Raw genomic sequence first — 12,598 nt, 5'->3', positions numbered from 1 at the left:
GTCAGCGTCCTTTATTTGCCGAGCGCGGTCTGGAACATGCTCAGATATTTGGAATAGACGTTCACAGCGAGGTGCTGCTGGTCGTTCACATCCGCGACCTGTTCCATCTGTCGGTCCAGTGAGATCTGGTTTCCGTCCAGGGATTGCTCCGACGATGTTTCGATGACGTGCGCGCCGGAGGCCGTGTATCCGATATGGTTGGGCTGCGTGACGGTCGGGGTGATGTCGAACTCGCCCAGGGCTGCTTCGAACGGGGAGACGTCTCTGGCCTGATAGTCCGGCGTGTCGGAATTGGCGATGTTACCGGCCAGTACCTGCTGGCGGGCCTGAAGCCAGTTCATACGGTCACGACCCAGAGAAAAGAGGTCGGTGCCGCCTGCGCTGGTTGAGTCGATGTTACGCATCGCGACAGTCTCCGTCATGCAGGAACCGGGAAAATGCCGGCGTGGAGTATGATGGCGCGAAATATTTAATAAATGGTTGCCTAAGTCGCAGATTCGGGGGCGACCGACCGATATGCCCCGCACGTCTCTGAGGTTGTCGTCAGCCTTCTGCGTAAAAGTCGTCGTCAATTAAGCGGTCATTAACCGATCTTGGGCATCATGCCGGGGAATGAGGATGACTGACCTATGACCCTGCATGAGTGCGTGAACGCGATTGCCGCGCTGATTTTCATTGTCGTGCTGATTTTCTGTACCCGGCCTCTGTTGAGGCTTCTGGAGCAAAAAAAGAGCGGTGCGAGGGGCGGGCAGGCGGGGCTGTCGCTTGTGGGGCAAATGGCGCTTGATCGGACGCGGCGTCTCTCGGTCGTGCGGTATGGCACGCGGGAAGTTCTGGTTCTTACAGGGGGTAATCAGGACATCCTGATGGACTGGACGGAGCGGGAGACTTTTACTTCGGCACTGGATGAATCCGCTGCGGAGGACGTGGCGTGAGGAAGGTTCTGATGCGGCTTGGGGCGGCTTTGCCCTTCGTGCTGCTGCTGGCGTGTCTGTGCGTGCCGCATCTGGCGCATGCTCAGGCTGTGAGCATTGATTTGGGGCAGAGTGGAGCGAACGGAGGGGCCGGGACGACCAGTCGTCTGGTGCAGCTTACGGCGCTGATTACGGTTCTGTCGCTGGCGCCGAGCCTGTTGGTGATGATTACGGCGTTTACGCGCATCGTGATTGTTTTGTCGCTGTTGCGCAGTGCGCTTGGCGCGCAGGGGACGCCGCCCAATACGGTTCTGATCGGGTTGTCGCTGTTTCTGACCCTGTTCGTGATGCAACCGACGCTTCAGAAGTCGTGGGATGCGGGAATCGAGCCGATGATGGCCGGACGTGTCGGGGAAATGGAAGGGCTGACGGCAGCAGCCCAGCCGTTTCACGACTTCATGGCGGCAACGGCACGTCCTGCGGATGTGGCGACGTTTCTCAATATCGCGCATGAGAAGCCCCCCGCGAAGATTGGTGATACGCCTTGGCGCGTACTGGTGCCTGCATTCATGATCGGGGAACTGCGGCGCGGTTTCGAGATGGGATTTCTGCTCTATCTGCCATTTCTGGTCATCGATCTGGTGGTGTCCAGCGTGTTGATGAGCCTAGGCATGATGATGCTGCCGCCGAGTACCGTGTCGCTTCCGTTCAAGCTGATCTTTTTCGTGGTCGTTGACGGATGGTCACTGGTGGCGGGAAGTCTGGTGAGAAGTTTTACCGGATAGGGTCCGAACACGAAAAAGCCCCGCCGTTTCAACAATCGGCGGGGCTTTTTTTGTTAGTGGGAGTTGTCGTTTGTGGTCCCTGCTGCGAGGCCTGCAGCGCGGGGGTCGGTGACGCCGCGGCACGAATCGTCGCTGTGGCAGACAATCGCGTTGATGCGACCGGCGCCTTCATGGGGGATCGGGGCGTCATGCGCGGCGGCGCGGGCCGCGTCTCCGACGGCGTCCGCGGCTTCGTTCTGGCCTGAAGCCGCAATGACGGCGCGCAGGCTGCGCTGGTCACGCAGGATTGCAGCGGAAAGCAGCGGCTGCGGCGTGCGGGCCGGGGAGGCGCTGAGGACAACGCCGGTGCTGCCGGCGATGCGGCCTGTTCCGAACAGGTTGTTTTCGCTCAGGGCGCAGGCCACGGCCATGCCGGAATGATCAGTCACCACAAAGGACGTCGAAGCCGGAAGGGACGGCAGGCTGCCGCTGCCGGAACGGCCGCTGTCGAGGGCTGCCTGAGCGGCGGCCAAGGTCGTGTTGCCCGAGGCGCGCCATGCGGCGACAGCGCCCTGTGCGGAGGAGCCCGTCGTATATCGGATGGCCGCGCCGAGGCCACCATCAGCGGGCGGAGCGAGGAATGAGGCGTTCATGCCACCCTGATGGGTCGTCAGAGCATCCGTCTGGACCGGCAGGGTCTGCCGCATGTTGTCGTCGTTCAGACCGCCGCCCGCTTTTTGGGCGGCGGTGACGTAAACATCGGCGAGAGCGCCGTTATAGAGGTCGCCGACGCCTGCGACGCGGATGCGTTCGAGGAAGCCAGCGAGGCGGGGCTGGGCCAGACTGTCACCAGCGGCGAGCGTGTTGGCTTCGCCACGTCCGAAAATGGTGCGCGCACTTTCATCCGCCAGAAGGGCCGTGCGGACGGCTGCCAGGTCGGTCGCAAGGGCGCGGCTGACAGTGATGCCGGTGCTGGCGAGGTTCAGGGCTGGGGCGATCAGATCGTTGAACTCGACCGTGCCGTAATGGAGCTGCATCAGGTACAGGCCACGAAAGCTGGCAGGCGTACCAGCCGGCCTGTCGGCGCCCTTGCTGGTGCCGGGGTGGGGCAGGAAGGAAATGGACTGCGCTGCTTCGCCGGGTCGGCTGATCAGACACGCTCCGCCGCCGCCGTAGGAGGCGCGGGAGGGTAGGGTAACGCCGAGGGCGAGAGCCGTTGCGGTTGCGGCATCGGCAGCGTTGCCGCCGCGGGCCAGAACGTCATGGCCGACCAGCGCGGCCTGAGGCTCGTCTGCGACGACCGTGCCGATGCTGCCGCCTGCGGGGGCGGCCGTTTCGCTGATACCCACGAGGTGAGAGCCCGGTATCCACGAGCAAGCGCCCAGAAGGAGGCCCGAGGCAACCGAGGCCATCAGTGAGGCCGGGAGACGGGACGCGATGCGACGGGTCTGTGTGGCGTCCGGGGTGGAAATCTGGTGTTGACGATGCGCCACCTGGCGTTTCTCCAATGTCTGGTCACGACTGTCCGGCCTCGTGGCCTTTGCGGAGGGCGGGCGCGGGCAGACGGGTCTGCGCCGTGGGTCCGGTTCCGGCTCTTGTTCTCTCATAACGGTAATCTGCTCTTTGTGGGAGGGGCGAGTTGATGTCTTCTCTTTGCGGAGGACGTTCTTTATGGCGTATGGATCAGACGTCCTGTCTTTCTTTCAGCTGATCCGGAGCTTTCCATTGAGACACCATCTGCTTGCCACGGCGTCTGCTGTTGTTGCCGGAATGACCTTTCTCGTAGGCGGGCAGGCTCTGGCGGCTCCGGCAACGTCCTTCACGCCAGCCCAGCGCGCCGAGATTGTTGGTATCATGCGCGATGCGTTGCAGAACGATCCGAGCATCCTGACGGATGCCATTCGCTCGATCCGTGAAAAAGCCGAGGAGCAGAAGCAGGATTCGACACTGGCTGCCGTAAAAGCGCATCAGTCCGAGCTTCAGAGCGCACCTGACTTTGCCATCCGGGGCAATCCGCATGGGAAGATCACGGTTGTGGAATTCTACGATCCGCGCTGTTCGTACTGCCGGTCCATGATGGGCGAGGTGGATCGTTTCCTGACCCGTCATCCGGATGTGCGACTTGTCGAAAAGGTCGTGCCGGTTCTAGGGAGCAATAGCGTTCTGGACACGCGCGCCATTTTCGCGGCCAGTGCGCAGGGCAAGTATGACGTCATGCGCAAGGCGCTGATGGAAGATACCAGCAAGCCGAGCATGGAACGGATCGTCGCACTGGCGCAGGCCAATGGTCTGGATGCCAAAAAGCTGACCGCGGATATGAGTTCGCCCCAGACTGTGGCGCTGATTACGACCAATCTGGATCAGGGGCGCGCAGTCGGTCTGGATGGGACGCCGACTTTCATTTTCGGCACGGCGGCTGTGGCGCCTGGAGCGCTTGAGGCAGATCAGATGGATGCTTTTCTGGAACGTGCCCGCAAAGCCTGATGGTGCGGGCGTTAGAGACCCTTCCAAAAGGTTAAAAACGGCTGGTGCCGTCGGGGTTCGCGGAGGGAGACTTCGTGAACGTTAAAGGAACTCGCGCAGAACCGGTTTTCCGGGGGTTGGCACGCGCGTGTTTACCGTTATGGTTTTCCGGTTTTCGTGAAACGGCGTTCTCCTGATCCTAGAGAAGTCGTTTCGGACTTTTGACGTGCTCCACTGGTATGACGGTGTATGACAGACGACAGACGGTCCGGCGCGAGGAGCAGCGTCGGCGGGGAACGGGGATCCGGGGCATCTGGCACGTCTGAGTGTCAGGATGGAGCCTGTGCTGAAGAACCTGACCGGCAGGGTTTCGGAGCAGCGCGCCTGAAAGGGTGGTTCCGGCGATCGCTGTTCGTGCGATGGGCTGTCTTTCGTATTTTCAATCGCATCCGCTCCTCCGGTTTGAGGAAAGACCTGTTTTTTCAGGCGACGCAGGTTCCGGCGTATTTTCAGACGGCGTTCAACCGGGGCCAGTTGCGGACGCTGAGATTGCTGCTTCCGCATCATCTTCTGGCGCAGGCCATCAGTGCCCCTGTGGTGGCTCTTGGGGTGTGGTCATCGAGCCGATGGCTGGCTCTCCTGCTGCTTGCAGGGGTCGAAGGCGCTTTGCTGCTCTGGTTTTTCCGGATTCAGCCAAACATTCGAAACATGAGGAGCTTTGCGGATTACGTGTCGCTCCGCTGGGCGCTCCGGGTACTGAACGGAACTCTCGGGGCGGTCTGGTTCGCGTTCATCATTCTGGTCTTCAGACTGCATTGTGAAGATATTCACCTTCTGACGCTCGGTGTGTGTTTTGGGTTCATGGCGCCACTTCTGCTCTGTGCTCCGGTAAGCGGAGCGGTCGATGTCATGGTCGTGCCGGTCATTGCGGGAGCTTACGGTGCATTGTTGGAGGGCTGTTTTGATCGCTCCCTCCTGTTTACGGCCTCGTTTTTTCTCATGGCCACGGTTTGCGGGCTTTTCGTGTTGGGGATCAGCCGGCTGGTGAGTGTTCTGCTGTGGCGGATGCAGATGGCGCGCCTGAAGCAGCGGGAGCAGGCGGATATCCTGTCGCTGCTTACGCGACAGTCTGCGGCGCCGACCGGGCGCTGGCTCTGGGAAACGGACGAGGCAGGTGTTCTGCGCAATCCTTCTGCAGGGCTTTGCCGGGTTCTAGGGCGCGATGAAACGCAGATTGCGGGAAGGACACTGGGAAGTCTTCTGGAAATTCCGGTGTCAGGTATCGATCAGTCGGGTCCGATCTCTCCGGAACGGCATCTGGCGCATTGCCTGACGCACCGACTGGCGTTTCGGGAACTGGTTGTTCGGGCTATGGCCGCGCCGGATGCAAGATGGTGGATGCTGACGGGAGAGCCGGTCTTCCGCGACGGGGTGTTTCGGGGATATCTGGGGGTCGGTGCGGATGTGACGGCCCTTCAGCGTGTGCGGGACGGGCATTTTCATCGCGTAAGGCATGATGCCCTGACGGGTTTGCCGAACCGGTTGGCCTGTCAGGAATATCTTCAGAAAAGTCTGCTGGAGGCGATGCGGCTCGCGCAGACGTTCGTGGTGATTCTTATCTCGCTGGACGTTTCCAGTCTGGGAAGGCGACGCGTCATGACGCCGGACGAGGCAGCGGCAGTATTTCAGATGAGCCTGTCGCGTCTGGATGCCTGTCTTGCCCAGAATGTGCCCAAAGATCTGAACGGTGCGGATGGCTGTTTTGTGGCCCGGTATGGCGCGATGGATCTGGCGGTTGTGACGGGAATTCCGGTCGAACAGAAGCGCCATTTCATGGAGACTCTGGCTCTGGAGATTCTGTCAGCGTTGAGTGGGCCTGTGACCGTGCCTGAAGATGTGGTCGAAGACAGGCTCGACGTGGAGCCTGCAATCGGCATGGCGATATCAACAACTGGAGACGGTGAGGTTCTGGTCGAGGCCGTTGAGAGGGCGTTGCGGGATGCAAGGGCCGAACGTGTCGGGCGCTACAGCATTTTTGATCCATGTGAGGAAATGGCAGGAACCCGACAGCAGACTCTGTTTCGCGATGTGCGTCAGGCTTTAAGGCAAAAAGCGTTCGCGTTGGTGTATCAGCCGATCGTGAATGCCCAGACCGGGCTTGTGATCGGGTTCGAGGCGCTGTCCCGGTGGAAAGGGGCGGCACATAAACATCTGTCGATCGAAAAGGTCATCGACACGATTGCCGAGACAGGGAGCGGTCTGGAGTTCGATTTTTGGGTTCTGGAGAGCGCATGTCGGGTGGCGCGGCGCTGGCCTGCGCCCTTGTGGGTTTCGGTCAACATGACAGCGACGCATTTCTCCCTCCCCGATATCGCGGAGCGTATTTTACGGGTTCTGGATCAGGTGGGTCTGGCGCCGCACCGGTTGCAGGTTGAAGTGACGGAGACGCAGGCGCTTGAGGTCGGGCCGCTTGTACATCACGCCTTTCGCGAACTGGAATTCAGAGGGGTGCGAATTGCGCTGGATGATTTTGGTAAAGGATTTTCGACGCTGATGTATCTGCGGCAGTTTCCGTTTTCCAAGATCAAGCTGGATGCGGCCTTTATTCAGGACATGTTGCAGGATGCGCGCAGTGCGGCGGTGGTGCGGAATGTGATTGCGCTGGGACGGGATCTTGGCGTTGCGGTAACGGCGGAGGGCGTATCGTCGCCGGAGCATTGCCGTCATTTGCAGGAGCAGGGCTGTACGGAAGTGCAGGGGTTCTATCTGGGGCGTCCGGTTCCGGAGGAGGACGTGCCGCTCTTCTGGGGGCGGCGGGTGACGGATCTGTCCTGAAAAAACGGAGAAATGTGGATGGGGGCAGCAGCATGAACCGGTTTGAAAACGGGCAAGTGGCGGTCATGGGGATTGTGAACGTCACGCCGGATTCCTTCTCCGACGGAGGACGCTTTTTCCGGCCTGAAGCAGCTCTGGCGCATGGTCGGGCGCTCGTGGCGCATGGGGCAGATCTGTTGGATGTGGGGGCCGAGTCCACGCGGCCGGGCTTTGTGCCGGTTGCGGCGGAAGAAGAATGGGCGCGTCTTGCGCCGGTCGTGGAGCGGCTGGTTGAGGAGGGGGTGGTCGTTTCGGTGGATACGACCAAGGCGTTCGTTGCGAAGCGGGCGCTCGAAGTGGGTGTTGCGGTCATCAACGATGTCTGGGGATTGCAGGCGGACCCGGACATGGCCTCCGTGGTGGCGGATTCGGACGCGACGGTGGTTGTGATGCATAACCGTCATGATGTGGACGAGGCGCTGGATCTGCGCGCGGACTGGCGGCGTTTCTTCGATCGGTCGCTGGAACTGGCGGAAAAGGCCGGGATTATGCGCGATCGGATCGTGCTGGACCCGGGAGTGGGGTTCGGCAAGACGCAGGCGCAGAATGTGGAAGCCGTGGCGCGGCTGGGGGATTTGCGGGCAGACTATGGATTGCCGGTTCTGCTGGGGGTGTCGCGCAAATCCATGTTCGGGCATTTTCTGGGGCGTGCGGCGTCCGAGCGGCTGGCGGGAACGCTGGCGACCCATTTGTATGGGGTGGAGCAGGGCGCTGCGATCCTGAGGGTGCATGACGTGCGCGAGCATGTGGATGCGTTGAAAATGCGCCAGATTTTGAAGGATGTCCGATGATTGTGCCTGCCCTGACCTCCGTTTTCGTGCGGGATCTGTGTTTGTTTGGCTATCATGGTGTGCTGCCTGAAGAGACGCGGATCGGGCAGCGTTTCGTGGTGGATATCGAGATCCGGGCGGATCTGTCGGGTGCGATTGCGGGCGATGATTACGAACAGGCCGTCTGTTACGGGACGCTGTGCGATATCGCGTCGGATATCGTGACGGGGCCGCCGCTTCAGCTTATCGAGACGGTGGCGGGTCGTATTGCGGAGGCTGTGCTTTCAAGGCTGGAGCGTGTGGAGTGGGTTCGGGTTGAAGTCCGCAAACCGTCCGCGCCGGTGCCGTATGTGGTGTCGGGAACGGCGGTTGTTGTGGAACAGGTCCGGATTCATGAGGTTGCGCTCTCTCTGGGCAGCAATCTTGGAGAGAGGGAGGCTGTTCTGGCGGCGGCGGTGGATCGGCTGTCGCTTGTGGATGGGGTGGAGATCGTGAAGGTGTCGTCGCTGTATGACAGTGCGCCCTGGGGCGGCGTGGAGCAGCCGACATTCGTCAATATTTGTGCGACCGCGCGGACCACGTTGGCGCCTCATGCGCTTCTGCTTGTGTGCAAGGCGATCGAGGCGGAACTGGGACGTACGCCGGGCATCCGCTGGGGCGCGCGGGCCGTGGATATTGATGTTCTTTATTATGGCACGCGGGAGGTTCGGGACCGGGTTCTGACGCTGCCGCATGTCTGTCTGTTCGAGCGGGCTTTTGTGCTGGAGCCTCTAGCGGAAATTGATCCAGATCATGTCATTGGTGGACGTCGCGTGCGGGACGCGCTAGCAGTCCTGCCGCGGAGCCCGGGGGATGTGACCCGGCGCGTTCCTGACGGCACGGGCCGTTGGGGCATAGAGGAGCCTGAACCCGCATGACCAACCTGAACGCCACGACCGTAGCCACCGCATCGGCCTATCAGTTGGACAATCAGGAGAGCCTCTCGTCCGAGGAGCGTCGCCCGATGGGAGCCTTGCCGCTGCCTGCGGACGCGGATGTGCGGATTGCGGGGGCTGTGCGGGAAATTCTTGAGGCGCTGGGTGAAAACCCGGAGCGCGAGGGGCTACTGGATACGCCGCAGCGCGTTGCGAAGATGTATCTGGAAGTGTTCAGCGGGCTGCATCAGGATCCGCGGGATCATCTGAAGACGCAGTTTTCCGCAGACCGACATCATGGTGCGGTGATCGTCAAGGATATCCGGTTCCATTCGATGTGCGAGCATCATCTTCTGCCGGTCTATGGCAAGGCGCATGTGGCCTATCTGCCGGCGGGCGGACGTCTGACGGGGCTGAGCAAGATTGCGCGGCTGGTGGAAGGCTTTGCACGTCGGCCGCAGCTTCAGGAGCGTCTGACGGACCAGATCGCACAGGGCATGGAAGATGTTCTGGCGCCGGAAGCCGTTCTGGTCGTGATTGAGGCCGAGCACATGTGCATGAGCATGCGCGGCGTGCGCTCGTCCGGTTCCACGACCGTGACGTCCATCGCACGGGGAAGCTGGCAGCACGACACTGCGGCCCGGATGGAGATCATGTCCCTTCTGCGCGGGTAATCCGCGCCGGGCGTTCCGGGGGCAATCTGAAAAACGGATGATTGTTTAAGGCTTTTTAGGCCTGCGCTTCTAGGCGTGGATGACTTGCGAATCAAAACGCGGACTTATATGGTCCGTGTATGGCACTTTATGGCGCAAGCACCGAATACGTCCTGCACAGCCTGTTGTGGCTCGTGGAGCATCCCGAACCAGTCAGCAGTCTGGATCTGGCGGAGCTTCAGGACATTCCGGCGGCATTTATCGCCAAGCAGCTTCCGAAGCTGGAGAAGGCCGGGATTCTTGCGGCCTCCGAAGGGCTGAGGGGCGGCTACAGGCTGGCCCGCCCTGTGGCGCAGATCAGTGTACTGGACGTTGTGGACGCGGCTGAGGGGCGGAAGAGCCTTTTTAACTGTCAGGAAATTCGCGGGCGCTGCGTCCTGTTCGACGACACGCCTCCGCATTGGGCCACGAAGGGTGTGTGCAGCATTCATGCGGCCATGCTGCGGGCTGAGCAGACCATGCGCGAGGAACTGGCGCGGACGTCTCTGGCCGATCTTGCAGACTCCATGCGGAACAAGGCTCCCCCTGCGTTTCTGGGAGAAGCGCAGGGATGGCTTGAGAACCGCTCCCAGACACGCCGGACCAGTAAAGTCCGGCAGCGGCGGTCTGCGGATACGGACTGATTTTTTCACATCCAACATCGGGATACAGAATGATGCGTCGTTTTATTGCGCTTGGCGCCTTGGCTTTGTGCGTCTGCACGTCCTCCCTTCATGCTGAGACGAAAGTCACGCCGCTTCTGGTCCATGATCTGCCGGGCATACCGGGAAAAGAAGGGGCCATGCTGACCGTTGATTATCCGCCCGGCAAGTCGGACCCGATCCACCGGCATGGCGCTTCGGTGTTCGTTTATGTGTTGCAGGGCAGTGTTGTCATGCAGGTCCGAGGCGGGAAGCCTGTGACCCTGCATCCGGGGCAGACGTTCTTTGAAGGGCCGGATGATGTGCATCTCGTGGGACGCAATGCCAGCCAGACCGAGCCTGCCCGGTTCCTTGCGTTTTTCGTCAAGGACGAGGCTGCGCCGTTCGTCTTTCCCGCGAAGTGATGTCTGAAGGAGACGGACCATGAAAATTCTTCTGGCCGGTGCAAGCGGGGCTGTGGGGCGCCCTTTGATCGTGCGTCTGGTGAAAGCGGGGCATGAGGTCTGGGGGATGGTGCGTCGGGCTGAAAATGCTCCTGTCCTTCAGGAGCTTGGCGCAATGCCTGTGGTGGCGAATGCGCTGGAGTGGGCGGAGATGTTTGCTCTTTTGGAGCGGGTACGGCCGGATGCCGTGATCGACCAGTTGACGTCCCTGCCGTCCAGCCCGTTCGATCTGGCGCAACGGTTGCCTGCGGATCGGGTGCTGCGTCTGGAGGGTGGGGGGAACCTTCATGATGCTGCACGGTTTGTGGGGGTACAGCGTTATGTGCAGCAGTCCTGCGGATTTTATTTGAATGGGGGCGGAGCACTTGCGACCGAAGAGTCACCGTTGAGGACAGATGCTCCTGGGGGGATCGGGGAGAGTGCGCGGATGTATGAGACGCTGGAAAAGCGCGTTCTGGGCGATGATGTCATGGAGGGTGTGGCGCTCAGATACGGGTTTTTCTACGGTCCGCGCACTTGGTACTGGCCTGATGGTGCGTTCAGCCTGCATGTCCGCAAGGGTGAGGTACCCGTGATTGGAGCAGGACGGGGTACGTTTTCATTCATTCATGTGGAGGATGCGGCACAGGCGACAGTTGCGGCGCTGGAAGCACCTTCAGGGGTCTATAACGTGGTCGATGACCAGCCGACGACGCTGGGCCGATGGTTGCCGGCCTATGCGGAGTGGGTTGGGGCAGATGCTCCGGCGCATGTGGATGAGGACGAGGCTGTCAGGCGGGGTGGAGAGGAGAGCGTCTATTACCAGAACAGCCTGAGCGGGGCCTGTAATCGCAAAGCGAGAGCGGTTCTCGGCCTTGAATTTGGCAGGATACCATGGCTTGGCGTTTGATGACCTAAGGCATCGATGGGATAAAAATCCGGTTATGTAACGTCATGTAATAATGAAAAATTATTACGTGTCACAAATCTTAAACTTATAATAAATTGATGAGATCTGGTTTATGGATTAGTGGAAATTCCCAAAATATTTTGTGGAATACCATGGTAATTTTTGTGGAAGACCAGTTGAAGGGTTCGATATATCCGGATGAAACCGCAAAGTCGGTTCGGAAATATCAGGGCTCCCATTTCTGGACCAGTCTGTTTCAGGTCGTTTCCACCGTCAGTCTGCTTCTTTTCTGTTACGTTCTGATTTATGCAGGGCTGATGCGGGGATGGTGGTGGTCGCTGGTGCTCACGCCGCTTGCGTCCGGTCTGTCGATCCGGACGTTTGTTCTTCAGCATGACTGTGGGCATGGTTCCCTGTTCCGCAACCGCTGGGCCAACGACGTCACGGGCTGGCTATGTTCGTTGCTGACCCTGACACCCTATGATCACTGGAAGAAGCATCACGCGCTTCATCACGGGTCCTGGAACAACATGGACACGCGCGGGCGGCTGTCTGACCTGTATTCGGACTGTATGACTGTTGCTGAATACCGGAAAATGACGCGCCTGAAGAAATTTCTTTACCGCATGAGCAAAAATCCGGTTCTGACAGTCTTTCTGATGCCGCCGGTCATCTTCTTTATTGTCTATCGATTTGCTTTCGATACGCCGCGGCACTGGATCCGCGAACGGGCGGGCGTTTATGGCACGAATCTCTGCCTGCTGGCGGGAGGGTTTGCCCTGTCGTGGTTGGTCGGGGTGAAACTCGTGATGCTTGTCAGCTTCATGGTGATCTATCCGGCTGCGGTGACAGGCGTGTGGCTCTTTCTTGTCCAGCACAAGTTTGAAGGCGTGCAGTGGGCCGAGCACCCACAATGGAACAGCTATGATGCGGCGGTGACGGGGTGCTCTTTCCTGCGTTTTTCTCGGATCATGCGGTGGTTCACCGGCGATATCGGAACGCATCATATCCATCATATGGCACCCGGTATCCCGAACTACCGGTTGCTGGCGTGCCACGATGCTCATCCTGTCTTTCAGGGTGTGAAAATTCTAAACTGGCGTGACGGTGTTCGTGAAGCGCGGCTGAATGTGTTGTGGGACGAGGACATGCAGGCCATGGTTGATCTGCGTTCGGTGACATAAGGGGCGCTTCATGCCGCCCTTTCCCAATC

At 60.1% G+C, this 12,598-nt stretch carries 13 protein-coding genes; 11 read left to right on the top strand and 2 right to left on the bottom strand.

Annotated elements, in window-relative coordinates; translation table 11 throughout:
• Positions 1-11: 11 nt before the first annotated feature.
• Complete coding sequence (locus ABDK74_RS06005; RefSeq protein ID WP_194254125.1) at positions 12-404, bottom strand: flagellar basal body protein; 393 nt, start codon at positions 402-404, stop codon at positions 12-14.
• Between the two features lie 225 nt (positions 405-629).
• On the opposite strand from ABDK74_RS06005, the gene ABDK74_RS06000 reads away from it, so the two are divergent.
• Together ABDK74_RS06000 and fliP are read left to right on the top strand one after the other, a co-directional pair.
• Positions 630-935 carry a flagellar biosynthetic protein FliO gene (locus ABDK74_RS06000; protein ID WP_194254126.1) on the top strand — a complete coding sequence of 102 codons (306 nt, stop codon included), beginning with the start codon at positions 630-632 and terminating at the stop codon, positions 933-935.
• An 11-nt stretch (positions 936-946) separates the two neighbouring features.
• The gene (gene fliP, locus ABDK74_RS05995) at positions 947-1,699 is read left to right on the top strand and encodes a flagellar type III secretion system pore protein FliP (RefSeq protein WP_194254448.1); all 753 of its coding nucleotides are present in this window, start codon (positions 947-949) and stop codon (positions 1,697-1,699) included.
• Between the two features lie 53 nt (positions 1,700-1,752).
• On the opposite strand, the gene ABDK74_RS05990 is transcribed toward fliP, so the two are convergent.
• A complete protein-coding gene (locus ABDK74_RS05990) occupies positions 1,753-3,171 on the bottom strand; it encodes a gamma-glutamyltransferase (protein WP_346003107.1) in 1,419 nt (472 codons plus the stop codon).
• Positions 3,172-3,403: 232 nt separating this feature from the next.
• Here ABDK74_RS05990 and ABDK74_RS05985 point away from each other — a divergent pair, with 232 nt between their 5' ends.
• The 9 genes from ABDK74_RS05985 (at position 3,404) to ABDK74_RS05945 (ending at position 12,569) form a co-directional block, all read left to right on the top strand.
• Positions 3,404-4,162, top strand: coding sequence for a DsbA family protein (locus ABDK74_RS05985; protein WP_346003106.1), 759 nt, complete (start codon positions 3,404-3,406; stop codon positions 4,160-4,162).
• A gap of 228 nt (positions 4,163-4,390) precedes the next feature.
• Positions 4,391-6,976 carry a GGDEF domain-containing phosphodiesterase gene (locus tag ABDK74_RS05980; protein WP_346003105.1) on the top strand — a complete coding sequence of 862 codons (2,586 nt, stop codon included), beginning with the start codon at positions 4,391-4,393 and terminating at the stop codon, positions 6,974-6,976.
• A gap of 32 nt (positions 6,977-7,008) precedes the next feature.
• Positions 7,009-7,806 (top strand): dihydropteroate synthase, encoded by a 798-nt coding sequence (gene folP, locus ABDK74_RS05975; RefSeq protein WP_346003104.1) that lies wholly within the window; start codon positions 7,009-7,011, stop codon positions 7,804-7,806.
• Positions 7,803-8,702: a 2-amino-4-hydroxy-6-hydroxymethyldihydropteridine diphosphokinase gene (gene folK / locus ABDK74_RS05970; protein WP_346003103.1), complete on the top strand. Its 900-nt coding sequence runs from the start codon at positions 7,803-7,805 to the stop codon at positions 8,700-8,702. Before folP ends, folK begins: the two co-directional genes overlap by 4 nt.
• Entirely contained in the window at positions 8,699-9,373 is a 675-nt protein-coding gene (gene folE, locus ABDK74_RS05965) for a GTP cyclohydrolase I FolE (RefSeq protein ID WP_408874470.1), read from the top strand. The genes folK and folE overlap by 4 nt, the downstream gene beginning before the upstream one ends.
• A gap of 119 nt (positions 9,374-9,492) precedes the next feature.
• Positions 9,493-10,035: an Rrf2 family transcriptional regulator gene (locus ABDK74_RS05960; protein ID WP_346003102.1), complete on the top strand. Its 543-nt coding sequence runs from the start codon at positions 9,493-9,495 to the stop codon at positions 10,033-10,035.
• 29 nt (positions 10,036-10,064) lie between these two features.
• Positions 10,065-10,457 (top strand): cupin domain-containing protein, encoded by a 393-nt coding sequence (locus tag ABDK74_RS05955; protein ID WP_346003101.1) that lies wholly within the window; start codon positions 10,065-10,067, stop codon positions 10,455-10,457.
• Between the two features lie 19 nt (positions 10,458-10,476).
• A complete protein-coding gene (locus ABDK74_RS05950; RefSeq protein ID WP_346003100.1) occupies positions 10,477-11,385 on the top strand; it encodes an NAD(P)-dependent oxidoreductase in 909 nt (302 codons plus the stop codon).
• Between the two features lie 176 nt (positions 11,386-11,561).
• Entirely contained in the window at positions 11,562-12,569 is a 1,008-nt protein-coding gene (locus ABDK74_RS05945; protein WP_346003099.1) for a fatty acid desaturase, read from the top strand.
• The last annotated feature ends 29 nt before the right edge of the window (positions 12,570-12,598 follow it).

This window comes from Gluconobacter sp. OJB (assembly GCF_039638275.1).
Classification (GTDB): domain Bacteria; phylum Pseudomonadota; class Alphaproteobacteria; order Acetobacterales; family Acetobacteraceae; genus Gluconobacter; species Gluconobacter cerevisiae.
The sequence above is the reverse complement of the archived record's forward strand: the minus strand, read 5'-3'. Positions and strand labels throughout refer to the sequence as shown.